The sequence below is a fragment of the Psychrosphaera sp. B3R10 genome, assembly GCF_018861025.1.
In the GTDB taxonomy this organism is placed as follows: domain Bacteria; phylum Pseudomonadota; class Gammaproteobacteria; order Enterobacterales; family Alteromonadaceae; genus Psychrosphaera; species Psychrosphaera algicola.
This window is the reverse complement of record NZ_JAHKQH010000005.1, coordinates 14,686-35,059: the sequence shown is the minus strand read 5'-3', so window position 1 is coordinate 35,059 and position 20,374 is coordinate 14,686. Positions and strand designations below refer to the sequence as shown.

The window sequence follows — 20,374 nt, the reverse complement described above, 5'->3', positions numbered from 1 at the left end:
TATTATGAGTGACACAAGTACTAAACCCACAGGGATAATAGCTTATTTTGCCCACAATCCAGTTGCGGCAAACTTAATGATGATCTTTATTTTGTTCATGGGCATTGTGAGTTATTTCACTATACAGCGTCAGATGTTTCCAAATATTGAAATCAACTACATTGAAATTAGTGCCGCGTATCGTGGTGCATCCCCTCAAGAAATAGAAGAAAGTATTTTAATTAAGGTAGAAGAGTCTCTTAAAGACGTCACCGAAATTAAAAAAATGTGGTCACGAGCGTTCCGTAACTCTGGCCAAATGACGTTAGAAATACACCCTGATAAAGACCTTGCTGAAACCCTCGATAAAGTAAAAATGCGCGTTGACAGTATAGCGACATTTCCTGCGGCGATGGAGCCGGTCAATATTCGACAAATTGAGTTTAACCAACAAGTTATAGAGTTATCGATTGTAGGTGATTACCCACTGTCTGAACTCAAACCAATGGCCAAACGACTTGAAGACGAGTTATTGCAGTTGAATAACGTCTCGTTAGTTAATGTCGCTGCGCCTGATGAAGAAATCGCAATTGAAGTTAAACCAGAAGAGTTACGTAAATACAATCTGACCCTAACTGATATTTCACGTGCGATAAGCAGGCATTCTGCAAACTACTCTGCAGGTCAGTTACGCACTGACAGTGGCATAGTTTCAGTCCGTATTGAAAACCAATATTATAGTGGTGAAGAGTTTAGACTTATCCCCGTTAAGGTTGGTAAAAATGGTGATAAAGTTTTACTACGTGATGTGGCCGTTATCAAAGATGGCTTTACTGAAGGCGAACGTTATAACAAATACTCAGGCCAAAACTCGATTTACATCGCTGTAAACGCGACTAAAGATCAAAGCATGATACCGGTTGCCAAGTCTGTAAAAGACTTTATTGAAATGCGCAACAAAACGTTACCCGATGGTATGGAAATTAAAATCCTAGTCGACATGACTTACTATCTCAATGCACGTTTAGATATGATGCTGAAAAACCTTTTACAAGGTTCGATTTTAGTTGCTTTAATGTTAACTATCTTCCTCCGCTTTAGACTTGCTGCCTGGGTAATGATTGGCTTGCCATTGTGTTTCCTCGGGGCTGTTTTTCTAATGCCGATGTTTGGTGTAACAATTAATATCCTGTCTTTGTTTGCCTTTATCATGGTACTCGGGATAGTGGTCGACGATGCCATCGTAATAGGCGAAAGTGCGTACTCTGAGATTGAGAAAAAAGGTGGCGGTGTCGATAATGTTGTCCGCGGTGCACAGCGTGTTGCAACACCGGCCACATTTGGTGTTTTAACCACAATCGCGGTATTTGCACCATTTTTAGGTTCAAGCGGCCCTCAAGGCGCGTTTTTCTATAATATTTCAGTTGTTGTTGTTTTGTGTTTGGTCTTTAGTTTAATAGAATCAAAACTCATTTTACCTTCGCATATTGCGCATACTAAATTCCCACCGATAAAAGAAAACGGCTGGCGTTCTAAGTTCAACAAGAAGTTCTTTGGCTTTGTATATGGCCCATACCGCAGCTTTTTAACCAAATGTGTTGAATGGCGTTGGACAGTATTCATGACCTTTATCGCCTTGTTCTTTGTGAGTTTTGGACTAATAACGGCTAACCATGTTCGTATGGTACCAACTCCTAAAGTGCCACATGACTTCCCTGATGTTCAAATTGAAATGAACGACAATGTTTCTGACATTCAAACAATCGAAACATTACAGCTCATTGAACAAGTCATCATGCGAATCGAACGAGAGACTGTAGAACAATACGGTACTGGTATGGTTCGAGATATTTTGGCCTTTAACCAAGGACGAACTCAAGGTCGTATCGTTGTGCCATTGGTTGACGAAGAATTACGCCCATTTGATACCTTTGAACTTGCCCGTAGATGGCGCGAAGCGTTACCTCGTTTACCTGGCATGAAGTCGATGACCGTACGTGACGACGTCAATAGCCAAGGCAATGGCGACGGTGACTTTGGTTACTTACTATATGGTTCTGATATTGACACCTTAAATGCAGCAGGTTTGAAATTTATTTCTATGTTACAGCAGGAAAATGGGCTGTTTGATGTCAGTTCAACCATTGACCCTGCGAGTAAAGAAATTCAAATGTCGCTCAAACCTGTCGCGTATGACTTAGGATTAGATCTGCAGACGATTGCGTCACAAATGGGCGCGAGTTTCTACGGTGGTGAAGCACAACGTGTTATCCGTGGCGGCGAAGAAATCCGAGTCATGGTTAGATATCCTCAGTTAACACGCGAACGTTTTGCTGACTTAAAATACGCTGTCGTGACAACTCCTGGCGGCCAAGAAGTCATGTTAGGCGATGTGGTTGAGTTAATTGAAAAACCTGGTATCAGCTATATTCGACGTGAAAACGGCTTCCGCAGTGTATACATTTGGGGTTCTATCGACGAAGAAACCGTTGAGCCAAATGAAGTTGTTGAAAAAGTCAGAGAAACATTATTACCTGATTTAAAAGTCTTATTCCCATCGGTGCAAACCGAATTGGGTGGTTCGATTGAAGAAGAACAATCACAGCAGAACGAACAAATTATGTTCTTCCTAGCTGGTATGATGCTGGTCTATGTGTTGCTCGCCGTACCACTGAAGAGTTACAGCCAACCTATAATCATAATGTCGGTTATACCATTTGGTTTAACCGGTGCGATTTGGGGCCATTATTTCTTTGGCATCGACCTAAGTATGATGTCGACGTTTGGACTCATTGCCGCCGCCGGGGTGGTGATAAATGACAGCCTCGTTATGACCGACTACGTAAACCAAATGCGTAAAGAAGGTCATTCAATAACGCGGTCTGTCATTGATGCTGGTTGTGTTCGTTTTAGGGCGATTACATTAACGTCGATTACTACGTTTGTAGGTGTATTGCCGATTATGTTTGAAACCAGCTTACAAGCTCGATTTGTTATCCCAATGGCGGTAGCACTTGGCTTTGCCGTGTTATTTGCTACGGTGATCACTTTAATTTTGGTACCTTGTTTGTACCTTATTTTGGAAGACAGCCGAAAACCATATAGAGCCTTAAAAAAGCTTTATAGCAAAGAACCTAAGGTTAAATCAGACGACTTAGCTTCTGATCCATAACTCCAGGTTTAATAAAACTGTGGGCAAACCGGATACGTCTGGTTTGCCTGTTTCCCCCTCAAATAGCAGTAATCCCGACTCATGCTAGATCTCACATTATTTGCCTTATTTATCCCTACATTTTTTGTCGTTAGCATTACCCCAGGTATGTGTATGACATTGGCACTTACTCTTGGTATGTCAATTGGTGTTAAACGCACGATGTGGATGATGTTTGGTGAATTACTTGGGGTTGCCATTGTTGCGGTGTCAGCGGTCATTGGTGTATCGACCATAATGCTGCAATACCCATTTATTTTTCAAATTCTAAAATGGGTCGGTGGCTTATATTTAATGTGGTTAGGTCTAAATATGTGGCTTAACAGAGGTAAACTTGCGTTATCCAGTTTGCCCCAAGAACAGCAAACCATATCGAGAAAGCAATTGTTTAATCAAGGATTGGTAACTGCCGTTGCCAATCCCAAAGGTTGGGCCTTTATGATTTCATTACTGCCGCCATTTATTAACCCTGAGCTGTCGATGCCACTGCAGTTAACGATATTAGTTGCCATCATAATGGTCTCGGAATTTGTCTGCATGATGTTATATGCGTCTGGTGGCAAAACATTGGCTAACTTATTAAAGAGTGAAAACAACGTGACCAAAATGAACAAAATTTCAGGCACGCTTATGGTCGCAGTAGGAGTATGGTTAGCCCTTGGTTAATGTTCAGAAAGCCAATTTTTGATTAGTGGAAAATGGTCGTTTACCGCATTTTTGTCGGTAAGTATATTGATATGGTCATAGTCGAGCATGTTGCCATTGACCTTCGATAACTCCGAAAACTTTGCGTTTTGATTCGATTCATTAATAAATAAATTAACATCATCTGAATGACCCAACACCCGATCCTTAGAACCCGTTAAATGCCATGTTGGTGGCCAGTTAGTGGTTTTAGCGGACTCTCCGTAGTCAAATCCGTCAACAGAATCGACCCATTTACTTGGTTTCACCCAATCTGAGCTTTGTTTAACAGCTAAATACGTTTCACTTTCGGCACCAATACCAAGTTTTACAGCGTCTAAATAACCCGACTTTTTGGCCATCCAAGGTGCAAAGCGATGCCAAAACAAACTCACCTTTAATAACCGCTCGAGATTCCAAACTAACACCTGTCGCTTTGTTCCAAAGCAGATGGCAGATACTACTTTGTTTTGTAATTGCTCAAATCGGGTATAACTGCTGTGAAACAAAATACCGCCCCAAGAGTGGCAAATCACATGCATTTTACGGCCAGTAAGTTTAAACACATATTCAATAGCAGCCGGAATATCCTCAACTATGCATTCGTGATAACCATGGTTAAAATTATGCTTGATTTGAGGCCGACTTTTACCGCGTCCACGATAGTCTAAAACAAAGACATTAAACCCTTGGCTCGCTAGATAACAGGCAAGTCCCTTGTCTTTGTCATTATAAAATATCCGCCCATTTTCTATTGTGCCGTGCAGCATCAATATTGGTTGGCCGTCATCACGTTGATAAATATGACGTAAGTGCAATTGGTGAGTTTTTAGGTCTAAAGTTCGTGACGTCTGGATCATACTTCCTCCACTGGTCGGATGACACAATGTAGACCAATAAATTCGTAAACTCAATTAATTATTTCACTTGCGGTTCAACTAATTCCTAACTATTGTTACTTATCGAGAGGACTTTCGAATATAAGTATATGGACGTAAATACACAATTTTCTAACACCATCAGCAATAAACATAGATTTGGATTAGGCGTAATCTTTGCGCTCGTCATCATTAATCTAATGGCATTGCAACTCACTATAAAACAACAAAAAAATGATAATCACTTAGTCAACATTGCTGGCCAGCAAAGCATGTTGTCGCAGAAGATCACACTGTATTTAACTCGTTTAGCGCAATCTTCTGACATGCAAACTCGTCGTCAAAATCTAACCATACTTGAGGCCGCAATTACCCAATTCGAACAGAACCACAATCAGCTCACTCAAACATTGCCTCTAGCAAATAAACAAACATTATCGGATGAAATTCAGCGGCTTTATTTTGAAGACTCCCCCTCTTTGAACAGCGACATCATTGATTTTATATTCTGGGCGAGAAGAACGGTCGAGTTTGGATTTGATGCCACATTAGATGAAATGCCGTTCTCCACAATTGAGCGACTAATGACCAAATTAAATTCTGGGGTCGATACATTTGAAGCCGCCGCCAATAACAACCTAGTTAAATTGGAATGGGTTGTGACTGTGTTGACCATCGCCATGATTATTGCGCTTATTGCGCAACTGATTTACGTATTTAATCCATTACAGAGGCTAATAACTACTGCGATTGCACAGCTATCTAGTGAGAAGGAAACCGCTCGAAAATTGAAAGAACAGGCTGAATTTGCAAGTGAAGCCAAAACGCTCTTTATGCAAAATATGAGTCATGAATTACGCACCCCACTTAATGGCTTATTTGGTATGTTGGAATTAGCAATTGAACAAGAAGGCGTTATTGCGAAAGACACTCTTATTCGAAACGCTAAGCGTTCCGGTAATCAACTCCTACGTATTATTAACGAAATTTTAGATATTTCGGCGATCGAAAATCGAGAACATACCGTTAAAAACAGTAACTTTTCCATCACTCAAATATTCGACGAGTGTTTGTCGCCAATAGCCATTATTTGCGACCAGAAACACATCCAGTTAGAGATGGACATTTCAGAAGCAATTCCAGAAAATTTATACGGTGCTGGTAATAAACTTAGGCAAATCATCAACAACCTACTTAATAACGCCGTTAAATATACTGACCACGGAACCATATCGTTTAAGGCACACTGTCAGTTGCAACAAGAAAACGTCTTACTTTCCATCGAAATCGCGGACACTGGTATTGGCATGACAAAAGATCAGCAAAGTGTGATTTTTAGTGACCACTCACCTGAAGATTCGACTAAACATTATAATCGTGCAGGCCTTGGACTTAACATTGTGTCTGAACTCACTACACTAATGGATGGAGAATTAAAATTACATAGTGAATATGGCAGAGGCTCCAAGTTTACGATTATTGTGCCCTTTGCCTTGGCAAAAGCCCCCTCTGAGCAGGAACTCGAAATCGTTAATTTCAATAATCAATACGACCTCGCCCATAAAAAAGTCGCCGTCGTTGATGATTTAGCCACCAGCCGAAAGCTTATTTTACATCAACTTGTTGCCTTAAATGTAAAGGCTGAAATCTTTAGTTCTGGTGAAGAGTTATTAAAATGCGATATTAATCAGTTTGATTTATTTATCATCGATTTGAACATGCCTGGTATGGGTGGTGAGCAAGTTGCGGAAATACTTAAACCGAAATTATCACCGCTAAAAAATCAAAAACTAATCCTCATTTCAGCGTCTGAAGACAACCTTGACGCTTTTCAATTAAAGGAAAACTTATTCGATTTCCATTTTAGTAAGCCACTGCAGGAATCGAAGTTTTTTGACACATTAATCACTGCATTATCAAACGACAAACTCGATCATACCCCGAGCAATTTCCATATTCTTGTCGCTGAAGATAATGACATTAATGCCCATGTTGCTGAGCAATACTTAAAATCTATGGGCTATAAAGTAAGTCGGGTGAGAGACGGACAACAAGCCATTGATTTATGCAGTGATCCCAATAACCAATATGACGCTATATTGATGGATATCAATATGCCTAAGGTTGATGGTTATGAGGCGACTAAAGTTCTGCGCGAAAAACTTAGATTAACCATTCCAATAATTGCATTAACGGCCAACGCATTTGAAGAAGATATTAAAAAATCCCTTGCAATCGGTATGAACAAACATTTGGTTAAGCCCTTTGACAAAGAGGATTTACAACTCGTATTACGGTCGGTACTGGCCGAAAACGAAACGATTAATTAATCATTTTTAGGATCCAAACCTGCTGGTTTTTATAGGATTTTGTCGGTTTTCAATCTAGTATCATGGTGTACGTATAAAAAGAGCAGTAGCATGACAAAAAATCAGCAAACGATCTCGCAAGTATTAACACAACTAAATTCAGTTTTATTAGGTAAACCGCATCAGGTCAAACTCGCGGTGACCTGCCTTTTAGCCAATGGGCATTTGTTAATTGAAGATTTACCGGGAATGGGAAAAACAACATTATCCCATGCGCTCGCCATTGTTTTTGGCCTTGATTATCAACGTATTCAATTTACCTCTGACGCACTTCCTGCTGACTTAATTGGTGTTTCGATATTTAATCAACACACTCATGCCTTTCAGTTTCACCAGGGGCCTATTTTTAATCAGTTAATTTTAGCTGACGAAATAAATCGGGCAAACCCAAAAACCCAAAGCGCTTTGTTAGAAGCCATGGAAGAGTTGCAAGTGAGTGTTGACGGTACAACCTACCCACTACCAAAGCCGTTTTTTGTCATTGCCACACAAAACCCGTTGCACCAAACCGGAACTTACCCACTGCCTGAGTCGCAATTAGACCGCTTTTTGATGCGAATTAGCATAGGCTTCCCGCCACACGAGGCAGAGCTAACTATGCTAAAAAATGGCGGCGCAAATCAGACACTAAAATCGCTGACCGCCGTATTTACTGGAAAGGAATTGGCCGAAATTCAACAACAGATCCAAGATGTGAATATTTCTGATGCCACCTTAGGTTATGTCATGCGCCTGCTGCATTTTACTCGTCAACCTGGGCAATGCCCTAACCCACTATCTCCCCGTGCAGGCTTGGCTTTGATCAGTGCGGCGAAGGCTTATGCTTTTATCGAAAACCAAGACTATGTTACGCCTGATCATATAAAACAGGTTTTTGGTGCGGTTGCTGAACATCGATTTGGTATTCATAGCGTAAGTAATGAACACTCTATGTCAGCCGCCATTTTAAATAACGTCGACCCCTTGTTGTAATTACGATGGCTACCCAAAAAAAAGGGACATTAAAAAAGTTTATCGAAAAGCGAATTCCTCGCCAAACGCGGATGACGTTAGACCATAGCCGTTTATTTATTGTTCCTACGGGTTTTGGCTTCAGTTTACTTCTGATAATCGTGTTGCTTTTTATCCTTGGAACCAATTATCAAAACAACCCTATCCTTATTGTCAGTTACTTGCTGTTTACTTGGCTTTTCGGTGCGATGTACCTATGTTTTTTTAATTTAAACGGCGCCACGCTGGCCTTAACAGACTTACCTGACACTGTGAGTGGTGAGCCATTCTCAATGTTGTTGCACCTAGGCTCTAAAAAAGATCGTCACAATTGGATTTTTAGCTTACCTGACCGTTCCGAGCATTGCGTGTTTGACGTCAAAGCGAACACGACGTTTACGGTTCCTTGCACGGCGAAACGGCGAGGCCACCAGCAATTAGGAGATATTAGACTTCAATCTCGGTATCCATTTGGGTTATTTCGCTGCTGGACTTTTTTACGCTTTTCCAACAAACAATGGGTTTACCCTTCGCCTTTGGCCGAACCATGGCAATTAGGTTCAGCTACTGCAGGCTCAACTTTACAAAATCATATCGACAGTTTGGAACTTGATACCTCAACTAAACAGTCAACCAGCGACATGGACTTTGATGAGCTCCGCACTTACCAAGTTGGGCAACCCCTTTCTCGTGTTTCATGGAAACATCAAGCCAAAAATCCCGATGCAGATTGGTTGGTAAAACAATATTCCAATAACGACATCGACTTAAAGTGGCTGTCCTTGTCTTCCCTATCGGGCCACGACTTAGAGCAAAACTTATCGATATTGTGTTTCGCCTGTTTTGAATTAACCAAACAAGACGCCGAATTTGGGTTGGCATTAACCTCGTCTTTATTTGGCAACAAAATCATCATGCCAAATAGAGGGGAAGCCCATCTTACTGAGTGTTTAAAAGCCCTTGCCTTGTATGGACTAACATCACATGAAGCTTAATTCGAGCAATACGCGATTTGAGTTAACGCAGCAAATTATTGCCAGCGTTTTATTCTGCTTGATGTTTGCATTAGACGAGCCTATCACGACAGCGGTTTTTATTGCCTGCTCTGGTCTTTTGGTCTTTCGATTAGTGTTAATCCACCAAGGCTCAGCATTACTTAGTGTCTTATCCCGCGCATCCAGTAAAAATATCGGGGCCCTGGGGATGACGGTTGTTATCCTGTTGTCTGTTCGGCACTCAGGCTTAATCAACGCTATGGTCAACTTGTTGTTGGCAGGGTCTGCTCTTTGGTGGTTTACCCTGCCCGCTACAATTAATAGTCAAATACCCCGACAGTTTTTTATTATGCATAAATTGTGTTTATGTCTGTTTTTCCTGATCAGCGTTGGTTTTATTTACGAACAAACACTTTTGTATAGCTTGTTGTTTTTCGTGCTCATTTTGATTACTTGGCTAGCCCTTTTTATTTGTGAGAACCCAGAACAACCCATATCAAATACATTTCGATTTTTGATTAAGTACACTCTGGTTTGCGTGCCATTAGCAGCTTTGATTTTTTTACTGTTACCAAACCTAGCGCCTTTTTGGAAACTACCTAAACAAGAGCAAACGGTGTCGGGCCTCAGTGAAAGTATGACACCAGGTGATATAGCCGAATTAGCCCAATCAACCCGTTTGGCCTTTCGAGTCGCATTTGATGACAACAATCCGAGCCAGCAGCAGTTGTATTGGCGTGTTATGACAATGCCTAACTTTAACGGCAAAACCTGGGCAATCGCCGGGTTGCCCAAACGTTCTCGGAATGCCCAACAATCAAATTCGTCCCTATATATTGCTGATGATTTATCGTCTGATAACGACGTTTCCCCCTCTAAAATAAACTATTCAGTAATAGCGGAACCAACCCACCAGCCTTGGTTGTTTTCGTTGGCAAATAGTCATTCAAATACCGACAAAGTGAACCATAACCACGATGACACTTTAAGTTATGCCACTAAATTAACGACTAAACTGAAATATGAAGCGCAAACTGGCCAGCTGGCTTTAGCGTCTGTTTTAGGTGCGGAGCAAGCGGTAAAGGTTTCAACTAGACCAATAACTTTGACGGACAGGCAAAAGAAAAAAAACCTATATTTGCCACCTAACCTACATGCAAATACGGCGGAGTTAAGCCATCGTTGGATGTCTATCGCAAAGCAAACTACCAGTGACAAACAACAGCAGAGCCAACTTTTTATCAAATCTATTGCCAACTACTTCCGTCAAAATGGTTTTATATACACCTTAACGCCACCCAAATTAACTGGGGATCATATAGACAACTTTTTGTTTGATACACAACAGGGCTTTTGCGCTCATTATGCCAGTGCCACAGCAGTTATGTTGCGACAACAGGGCATTCCTACCCGAGTTGTCGCAGGGTATCAGGGAGGCGAATACAACCCCAATGGCAACTACTTTAACGTTTATGACTCATCAGCGCATGCCTGGGTCGAATTTTGGGTGCAACAAGCAGACAATAGCAATTCTGGACATTGGTACCGCTTCGACCCTACTGCGACGATTGCGCCAAATAGGATTTTGCAGGGACTTGGCGGCTCAGAGGTCATTAATAACAACGTAAATGTCGAGCCGATGGAAATGGTTAAATCCGTCGCTTGGTTAAATACCCTACGCCAGCAAATCCAATCTCTTGATTATTATTGGACGATATGGGTTTTGGATTTTGATCCCACCCGTGAAGAGAATCGCATTACCAGTTGGTTACAAAGTACCGATATGCGCCATATCCTTTATGTATTTATTACCCTAATTGTCATCATTGCAGGCGCGGTCTGGATGACAATCAGACCCCGTGGCCAAATTAATGAAATCACCCAAGTATTAACCAAACTAGAACAACGTTTAACAAAATATGACAGACAACATAATCCTAAAAAAAGCTTTACGCCCCGTGTCTTAACTCGTCAATCACAGCAAACCCTTGCCGACTATCAAGCGCACTTATTGCAATATTTCCCCGAACTGGCGGAGCCATTAAACGCCATTTTTTCTAACATTGATGCCTATTTGTACCAACCCCAAGCAAGTGACAAAAATGTATTTATTAAAATCGTTTTTCGTCAAATTTCAGAGTTAAGTTAAGATCGAGTCACTAGCAGAGACTCAATTGTTACGGTCTCATATCCGCTCACAAATATTATAAAAAACGTTAAATATCAGTCAAATAACTAAAGTTCAAACCGGTTTCAAAGTCCCATTTATTTCTAATTATGACAACCCCAAATGACCATTTGTAACAGAAGCGTCATACAGTCGTTATAAAAATGACATTAACAACCAGTAGATTGTGCCGCAGATTTTTCGATTAATTGGACATTTTGTCCAGTCAGTAATTAACAACAAAATTTTGAATGCGGAGAGCAAAATGGAACTTAAAGATTTATTTAAATTGTCAGCTCTGACTGTTGCTGTTTCATTAACAGCGGCTTGTAGTAGCGATGATGACAAAAAGACAGAAGTTGATGAATGTGCAGTGACGCCAATTCCAGCTGGTTGTGCAGGTTATGAAGAACCTAAAACGCAAACTGAAATTGACCAAGAAACACTTGAAGCTGAATACTTAGCGGCAACTGGCGTTGAAGCCGACATCATTCTTCTTGAAGGTACAATTACTGCTGACATGACGTTGGAAAGCGACAAAGTTTACGCACTTCGTGGTCCTGTTGTTGTTGGTAACGACAATGCGGATGCAACGATTCTAACCGTAGAAGCCGGTGCAACAATATTTGGCGAAACTGGCGGCGACTACTTAGTTGTTAGTCGTGGTTCAAAAATTATGGCTGAAGGTACAGCTGACGCGCCAATTATTATGACGTCTAAACAAGACATCCTAGGTGAGCAAACAGCACCTGGTCAATGGGGCGGTGTTGTTATCCTTGGTAACGCAAGCTCAAATAAATGCCCAGACGACGGTACGTCTTGTGCGCTTCAAGTTGAAGGCGCATTTGATGGAGCGGTATTTGGTGGGACAGACGACACAGACAACTCTGGTGTGTTGAAATATGTTGTTGTTAAATATGCGGGTTACGAAATTGCCCCAGACAACGAATTAAACGGCGTAACATTTGGTGGTGTCGGTTCAGGTACGGTTGTTGACTACTTGCAAGTACACGCAAATGCGGATGACGGTGTTGAATTTTTCGGCGGTACAGTAAATGCTAAACACTTAGTATTAACAGGCAACCAAGACGATTCAATTGACTGGGACAACGGTTTCCGTGGCTCAATCCAATATGCTTACGTTGAACACAATCGCAGTGGCGGTGAAGCAAACCGTGGTATCGAAGGCGACAACGACAAAGACATGACTAAAACACCAGTGTCTAACCCAATGATCGCTAACTTAACTATTGTTGGTAACAGCTACGATACTGCAGACAAAGATTCTGAAGGCGTTTACTTACGTGAAGGCACAAAAGCGTCAATCTACAACTCTATCATCACAGGCGCTGGCGGCGAATGTTTTGAAGTTGAAGCGGTTGATGTAAATCCAAACGGTCAAGACTACTTAAGCAATGGCGAAATCACGATTCAAAATACCGTAATCGCATGTTCTGAACCATTCAAGTATGGCGATGCTGACGTAAACCTAGATACATGGTTCACTGATGTTGCTAAAAACAACTCACTATCTGACAGTGCTTTCTTAGCGGCTAACGGCCAACCACTTGCACATGATGACTCTCCAATTACAGGCGATAACAAAGTTGTTGCAATGGATGTTGTAGGTAAAGGCGCATTAGAAACTGCAGACTTTATCGGTGCAATTCCTGAAACATCAGATTGGCGTGAAGGTTGGGCATTTGGTTTCGGTGGTGGTGTTCCATCAGTTGCAGGTTGTCCTGCTGGCACAGCATCAATTGATTCTGTTGACGGTGTAATGGATACATGTGAAATTTCTGGACGTTTAACGTCAAACCTTACATTAACTAATGACAAATTGTGGGCGATTAACGGTCCGGTATTTGTTGGTGGTGACAAAGAACAGTCAGCTATCTTAACAGTCGATGCAGGCACAACAGTTTACGGTTCGAATGGTGGCGACTACTTAGTGGTTTCACGTGATTCTAAAATCGAAGCGGTTGGTTCGGCGACAGCGCCAGTTGTATTTACATCTAAAGAAGACGTTCTTGACCAAACTGAAGGTTCTGGCCAATGGGGCGGCATCGTTATCTTAGGTAACGGTATCTCTAACAAATGTCCTACTGACGGTTCTGAATGTGCTCTACAAGTTGAAGGTGTCACTTCTGGTGGCGTATTTGGCGGCACAGACAACACTGATAACTCAGGTACATTAAAGTATGTTGTTGTTAAAAATGCAGGCTTTGAAGTAGCTCCTGACAACGAGTTAAACGGTGTAACATTTGCTGGTGTTGGTTCTGGTACAACGGTTGATTACTTGCAAGTACACGCAAATGCAGACGACGGTGTTGAGTTCTTCGGCGGCGCGGTTAATGCAAAACACTTAGTCCTTACTGGTAACAAAGATGACAGCGTAGATTGGGACAACGGCTATGTAGGTAAACTACAGTATGTTCTTATCCAACACGATTCTGCAGACGGCGAAGCTAACCGTGGTATCGAAGCGGATAACGACAAAGACATGTCTAAAACACCTGTATCTAACCCTATGATTTCTAACATCACTATCATAGGTAACGCCTACGACACAGCTGATAAAGATTCTGAAGGTGTTTATCTTCGTGAAGGTACAGCAGCTAAGTTCTACAACGCGGTTATTACTAACGCAGGCGGCGAATGTTTTGAAGTTGAAGGCGCTGACGTTAACCCGAACGGTCAAGCTTACCTTGAAGCAACTAGCGGTTTACAAATCAGCTTCATGACTTCTGTAATCGCATGTTCTGAGAACTTCAAAAATGGCGACAACGATGTAGACCTAGACGCATGGTGGACAGCCGCTGGTAACACTAAAGCAGCAGACAAAGCCGCAGTGTTAAATGGTTACTTCACTATCGACGCAACAACAGCGACTGATGTTAATGCAGTAGATTCGTTCTTCGACACAACTGATTTTATCGGTGCGGTTAAAGATGCGGACAACGACTGGACAGCGGGTTGGGCAGTAGGTCTAGACTAAACTCCAGTAGAGTAAATTCGTTAAGGTTGGTATCAGCCTTAACGTCAATATCAAAAGCCACTGCATGTCAGTGGCTTTTTGCTTTTTGCTATTTACTTTTTACGTGATAGCTATTTGGAATTCGGTTTATCCCATTCCTCAGAGCTAACAATTTTGATAATGACGCAGAAAATGAACAAGGTGCGGAAATCTATGGATATTCAATTATGATCGCCTATAATTCTGCGCAGCGTTGTCCCGTTAACCAGTTTTATACGAGGTCCATTTGAGTAGCGAAGTCATCCGAGTTGAACCCAATTTATGCCCTTTGTGTAATACCGATAACCAGTGCGGAAATCTGACAAATTGTGGAGAAGATTGTTGGTGTACATCACCCGACATTACGTTTACCAAAGAACTGCTAAACAAAGTGCCGGATGACCTTAAAGATAAAGCCTGTATTTGCAAAGCGTGTGCGCTAATGCAAAATTAATGTGGTTGGCTTACCGATTTTTGACTCGCGTCAAAAAAGCGTTGAGTCTCTACTGAACCTATACCAAAGGTTGAATCGTAATTTGATTTGTTGTGAGAACTAATATTCACCAACCGATTGCCAATGACTCGATATTCATCATGGCGCTCACCTGACGCTTTCAATGAAAAGACGATATACGCACGCCCTTTCCCGCTGTAAGTAAGCGTTGACGCCATTGGGAATCCGTTGTCGTCGATAATGACTCGATAGTCGCTGTTAAATTTATCCACATAATCACGCGTTCGTTGATCATTTATTATTGAATCCAATGCCAGCTTAAATTGTAACTCTCTTACTTGCTGACCTTTGTATTCCACTTGTTTTTCAGAAACAAACTCAGCTGTTTTTAACATTTTTAGTAGACGCTGAGATTGGGATAATATCGCAGTGACATCTCGAGTTCTAAGTTCGTTTAGTCCCTTTAATGTCGGCGTTTTAGCCTCTTCATCTTCTGCTACCAATTCAAACTCGGTTTCCAATTGACTCATAATATCGGCGTCATAGGTAATCGCTAAGCCATTTTTACCATAGTTAATATACGAACTGATGTAACCAGAGTTTTGCTCAAAATCATCATCGTCTTTTTCACCGCGGGTTTCATCTACCGACAAGGTAATTCGACCCGATACCTGGCTCGTTTCAGTGAGCGATGCTAACGATGTTTTTAATTCATCGAAGCTGTCGGCATAGACGTTCGGGGAAAAATAACTACAGGCCAAAACCAAAGGGATGGCTAGTGAGCGTATTTGTACCAAATTAGCTTTGCTAAAAGGGGGGATATTGAACATGTACTTTCCATAGTGAAATATATAATTAATGACAAGGTAACTGCCGTTTTAATAAATAGTGTGCAGGCAGTTTGACCTAGTTACAAGCTAAGTTACAAGCTAAGTAAAAACCCACAATTGTAACAAAGAATGTAGTTTTAGATCCCAAAGCACTCAGTTACCGCGATCAAGTCGAGGTTCTGTTTTGATTTTGTTACAACTTCGTTTTGGCTTTTTTACTTAACTCACCTGTCAGACTTGCAACATTTGATTTCGTTCAATAAATTGTAGCTTGTCTCCTTTTTTGGATTGCCTTATGTTTCAGCAGTATTATCAGCGATTTTTAACCGCAAACCCTAATGTTCAACATTTTGCCTGTCACAGTCATCATTATTGGCCCGACGTAACACGAGAAGCGATGTTGGAATACTGGGATGACACCGCAGAACTGGTAGACGATAAATGGCAACGAATTTTGGGCGAAAAAATGCCGCAGTGCCAATCGCTTATTGCCGACGCACTGCACATCCAAGCACCTGAACGAATTGTCTTTGCGCCCAATACGCATGAACTTCTCTACCGTATTTACAGCATTTTTGACCAAACAAAAAAGATCAAGATTCTAACCACGGACAGCGAGTTTTATTCATTTCAAAGACAAAGTGAACGTTGGCAACAGGACGATCTCGTCGACATAGTTCGAATCCCAACCGAGCCCTTTAGCACCTTTGAACAACGTTTTACTGAACAAGCGAACAAGGACGAGTACGACTGGATCTTCTGTAGCCAGGTCTTTTTTAATTCCAGCTTGGCCATCTCAGATCTTAAGCAGTTTATCGATGGCTTACCGCAATCGCCAATCATCACCATTGACGGCTATCATGGTTTTTTTGCTATCCCTACTGACTTAAGTGAATTAGAACACAAAATATTCTACCTCGCGGGCAGTTACAAATATGCTCAGGGCGGTGAAGGCTCATGTTTTGCTGTGATCCCAGATGGCAACTTCCAGCCGAGTTACACGGGTTGGTTTGCGGAATTTGGCGATCTCCACCAGCGTGTTCCCGGCAAAGTCGGTTATGCCAAAAATGGCCAACAGTTTGCCGGTGCGACAACGGACTTATCGGCTATGTATCGCTTACACGCGTCATTAACTTTATTTAAAAAGAATGGCATTACCGTTGATACCATCCACAACCATGTCCTCAAATGCCAACGGGCGTTTTTAGCCATCATCGACGACTTGCAACACCCTGACATTAATCGCAGTAATCTAATCCAAAATAGTCTATTTGATGCCATCGAGTCCTCGAACGACACGCCAATTAACAGGGTAAATCAACACGGTCACTTTTTGACATTTAGGTTACCTGAGGACAAAGTCCAGCAACTCGCAAGTTACCTTAGTGAACATGGCATTAAAACCGATTTCCGTGGCGATCGTCTGCGTTTTGGTTTTGCCCTGTATCACCAACCTGAGCAATATGACTTGAGTTGTTTAAGGTAAAATCACAAACGTAACTTGATGGCAAAAGACGATGATAATCGCTCTTTTGTCATCCTTTTTATTTCACGCCTATTTAATCTCATGCCTCTGTGGTTTGTTGAACCATGTTAGAAAGCCTCGATAACGCCTGATAAATCAATGCATCCAAGTCTAAGCGCCTTGGCATTTCCAAAATATGACAATCCCTTCGCTGTGACATATTTCTGTAACTCTTGCTTCATCTAAGTGTCACAAACCGACCGTAGACTAGCGTCAAAATTTTATAGTTTAAAAATACTAAAAGAATCAATGACTCTGGAGTAATCATGAGCCTATCTAAATATCGATTTGGTTTGTCAGCATTAACATTAGCCATGACAGCCGCACTTGCACCGACCTTTGTTTATGCTGAAGATGACAAAGACGAAGACGTAATGGAAGAAGTAGTCGCAACGGGTACACGCCTAAAAGGCAGTGCCGCAGCCGTTCTTGAAGAACGCCGTGGGCAAGCATTTGTTGCCGACATCATGGGTGCGGAGCAGATTTCTCGTACCGGCGATGGTGACGCTGCATCAGCGCTTCGCCGCGTAACGGGTCTAACATTAGTCGATGGTAAATTTATTTATGTTCGTGGATTAGGTGAACGTTATTCATCAACCCTATTAAATGGTGCAGCAGTACCAAGCCCAGATCCAACTCGTTCGGTAATCCCACTGGATTTATTTCCTGCCGATATCATCGAAGGTCTAGCGGTTCAAAAATCATTTTCTCCTTCTATGCCAGCAGCTTTTGGTGGTGGTAATGTCGACATCCGTTTAAAGAGCATTCCAGATGAACGCATTTTTAATTTCAGCGTTAAACTCGGCGGCAACACCAATAACTTTGACGACGGACTTACCTACACTGGTAGCGATACAGATTGGTTGGGACAGGATGACGGTAGTCGTGATGCGCCACAATCAATCAGCCAGTTTTGGGCTCCGGTAGGCGAAGCTTCTACTTCCCTTGACAGAATTAGTGCAGACGAAAGCTTACAGGGTTTATTAGATTTAAATAAAGACCTAAATCCAGAAACCACGACAGTCGCTCCAAATCTAGGGTTTGATGTGGCTTTTGGTGATGTCTATGACGCCGGTGATTTAACGTACGGCTTCATGACTACTTTTGCCTACGATAATGCTTGGCAAGTCGCTAAAGAATATCAACTAGAGCAATGGGCGTCGTTTGATAACGAAGACGGCTCAAAAGAATATACGTTTGTGCGCGGTTACGACGATATACTAACGACCACAAACGAAGTTAAAACGTCGTTTATGTTAAACCTCGGCGCCAATTACAACAAAGCTCACGAGTTAGATTTAACCTATATCGTCTTAAACGATACGAGCGATAAGGCCCGGAATAAATTTGGCCGATCGAGTAACGTTTCACCATCTGAAAATAATGCCATTTTAAACGGCAAAGAAATTGTATACGAACAACGTAATTTAACGGCTTTGCAAATTCGTGGTCAGCACACATTTACTGATTTGAATTTATTAGGAATCGATTGGATTATTTCTGATTCTGAATCTCGACGTGAAGCACCAAGCGGCCTTGATTTGTCTTATATTGTTGGTGATACCAATGAAGACGGAATTTACGACGCAGAAAACGAGTCATCACTTCGTTTAGGCCGTACCGCTGCACGTTTCAATTTCCAAGACCTGACCGATGAAGTCACTAACATTGGTTTTAACGCGTCTCTACCAGTTTATCTTTCTAATTTGGAAATGGAATTTAAAGTCGGTGCAAGTGCTGTTGAAAAAACACGTTCTGCTGACAACCGACGCTTTGATATCGATACCCGCGCTTTGCCATCAGGGTTTGATTTAACGGGTAACAATATCAACGAAATACTTGGCAACGATGCCATTGCCGACGCGAGCTTAGTGCGCTCAGTTCTAAATGACACCACAATTGCCGGTGACTTATACACAGCCGAGCAAACCATTAACGCGTTTTATGCCGAAGCTGACTTCTTTATCAATAACGTATATCGCATCTCTGGTGGTTTTCGTTTTGAAGACTTCAGTCAAACTGCACTGCCTTACGACCCATTTAGTGGCGAAGTTCAGCTAACAAATAACCAAACGTCTGTAGATGACTTAACGTTTGAAGAAGATGGTATTTATCCTTCACTTGCCTTAACGTACATGATGAATGACGAAATGCAGCTTCGTTTCAGCTATGGTCAAACCGTTGTTCGCCCTGACTTAAGAGAAATCACCGCGGCGACTTACATCGACCCGCTTACTGAATTTCCAGTATCAGGTACACCGGGACTCGAAACCACAGATATGACCAACATTGATATCCGTTGGGAATGGTACATGGCTGCGGGTAACAACATTTCTGTCGGTATCTTTACTAAAGATTTAGACAAGCCTATTGAAGCCGTGCAAAGCCCTTCTCAGGACGGTCCACCGCTTATTCGTATCGCCAATGGCGAAAACGCGTCAGTGACAGGTATTGAGTTTGAATTCCTGCAGGACCTTTACGTTTTAAAAGACGTTTTCGGAACTTTTGCTGAAAATTCGTTTATCTCAGGTAACCTGACATTAAGTGATTCTGAAATTAACTTGGACCGTCAAAACATCGTTGACCAAACTGGTGTTTCGACCTCGATAACCAACTTAGAACGTCGTCTAACAGGACATTCTGAATATGTGGTTAACTTACAATTAGGTTATGACTCAGCAAATGGCGAGCATTCTGCGACGGTTGTTTACAATGTATTTGGTGAACGTGTGATAGTTGCGGGTATCGACGGCTATGATGACGCCGTTGAAAAACCATTCCATTCTTTGGACATGAATTACACATATTATCCAACGTACGATACGTCCATTAAACTAAAACTCACCAACATTTTAGATGAGCAAAAAGAAATTTCTTTTGATGACGAGCTTCTACGTTCGACCACCAAAGGTATTGGCTTCAGCGTTGCTTACAAAATGGAGTTTTAATCTAAGCTCCCCTGTCGTTTATTAACGCGACAGGGGAACGCAACAACCTTGTTTTATCCACAATTTCATTATTTTATATCAGTATATTGTGGATAAACACACCACGCTCACCGCTACATATGCCTTAATGACAGCATTAATTTATGCCTGGTTTTTAACAAAATCATCCATCATTGACGCGTTATCTTGCAGTAGATGTTTATTCATATTCGGCTGAAATACGGGACATTAACGCCTGTCACTGAGATGTCATAATTCATTCATTTAAAGATAACAATATTGTCATGTTGACAGGGTTAAATAGCACCAATTGTTACAGATATGTAAA

General features: G+C 41.7%; 12 protein-coding genes. 10 read left to right on the top strand and 2 right to left on the bottom strand.

All coding sequences use genetic code 11. The features are described from left to right. The first annotated feature begins 4 nt into the window (after window positions 1–4). Together KO525_RS00895 and KO525_RS00890 are read left to right on the top strand one after the other, a co-directional pair. The gene (locus KO525_RS00895; RefSeq protein WP_215961911.1) at window positions 5–3,151 is read left to right on the top strand and encodes an efflux RND transporter permease subunit; all 3,147 of its coding nucleotides are present in this window, start codon (window positions 5–7) and stop codon (window positions 3,149–3,151) included. An 81-nt stretch (window positions 3,152–3,232) separates the two neighbouring features. After that, entirely contained in the window at window positions 3,233–3,856 is a 624-nt protein-coding gene (locus KO525_RS00890; RefSeq protein ID WP_215961910.1) for a LysE family translocator, read from the top strand. Here KO525_RS00890 and KO525_RS00885 read toward each other — a convergent pair. After that, complete coding sequence (locus KO525_RS00885; protein WP_215961909.1) at window positions 3,853–4,734, bottom strand: alpha/beta fold hydrolase; 882 nt, start codon at window positions 4,732–4,734, stop codon at window positions 3,853–3,855. The genes KO525_RS00890 and KO525_RS00885 overlap by 4 nt on opposite strands. A 128-nt stretch (window positions 4,735–4,862) precedes the next feature. On the opposite strand from KO525_RS00885, the gene KO525_RS00880 reads away from it, so the two are divergent. The 6 genes from KO525_RS00880 (at window position 4,863) to KO525_RS00855 (ending at window position 14,743) form a co-directional block, all read left to right on the top strand. Next, window positions 4,863–7,082: a response regulator gene (locus tag KO525_RS00880; RefSeq protein WP_215961908.1), complete on the top strand. Its 2,220-nt coding sequence runs from the start codon at window positions 4,863–4,865 to the stop codon at window positions 7,080–7,082. Between the two features lie 90 nt (window positions 7,083–7,172). Next, a complete protein-coding gene (locus KO525_RS00875) occupies window positions 7,173–8,093 on the top strand; it encodes a MoxR family ATPase (protein ID WP_215961907.1) in 921 nt (306 codons plus the stop codon). Window positions 8,094–8,098: 5 nt separating this feature from the next. After that, on the top strand, window positions 8,099–9,106 hold the full coding sequence (locus tag KO525_RS00870; protein WP_215961906.1) for a DUF58 domain-containing protein: 1,008 nt from the start codon (window positions 8,099–8,101) through the stop codon (window positions 9,104–9,106). Further along, window positions 9,096–11,255, top strand: coding sequence for a DUF3488 and transglutaminase-like domain-containing protein (locus tag KO525_RS00865; protein ID WP_215961905.1), 2,160 nt, complete (start codon window positions 9,096–9,098; stop codon window positions 11,253–11,255). Before KO525_RS00870 ends, KO525_RS00865 begins: the two co-directional genes overlap by 11 nt. 283 nt (window positions 11,256–11,538) lie before the next feature. Beyond that, the gene (locus tag KO525_RS00860) at window positions 11,539–14,271 is read left to right on the top strand and encodes a hypothetical protein (protein WP_215961904.1); all 2,733 of its coding nucleotides are present in this window, start codon (window positions 11,539–11,541) and stop codon (window positions 14,269–14,271) included. A 265-nt stretch (window positions 14,272–14,536) separates the two neighbouring features. Beyond that, a complete protein-coding gene (locus KO525_RS00855; protein WP_371744360.1) occupies window positions 14,537–14,743 on the top strand; it encodes a cysteine-rich CWC family protein in 207 nt (68 codons plus the stop codon). On the opposite strand, the gene KO525_RS00850 is transcribed toward KO525_RS00855, so the two are convergent. Beyond that, window positions 14,740–15,573, bottom strand: coding sequence for a hypothetical protein (locus tag KO525_RS00850; RefSeq protein ID WP_215961903.1), 834 nt, complete (start codon window positions 15,571–15,573; stop codon window positions 14,740–14,742). The genes KO525_RS00855 and KO525_RS00850 overlap by 4 nt on opposite strands. 295 nt (window positions 15,574–15,868) lie before the next feature. On the opposite strand from KO525_RS00850, the gene KO525_RS00845 reads away from it, so the two are divergent. Together KO525_RS00845 and KO525_RS00840 are read left to right on the top strand one after the other, a co-directional pair. Then, entirely contained in the window at window positions 15,869–17,059 is a 1,191-nt protein-coding gene (locus KO525_RS00845) for an aminotransferase class V-fold PLP-dependent enzyme (protein ID WP_215961902.1), read from the top strand. A gap of 305 nt (window positions 17,060–17,364) precedes the next feature. Beyond that, entirely contained in the window at window positions 17,365–20,046 is a 2,682-nt protein-coding gene (locus tag KO525_RS00840; RefSeq protein WP_215961901.1) for a TonB-dependent receptor domain-containing protein, read from the top strand. Window positions 20,047–20,374: the final 328 nt, after the last annotated feature.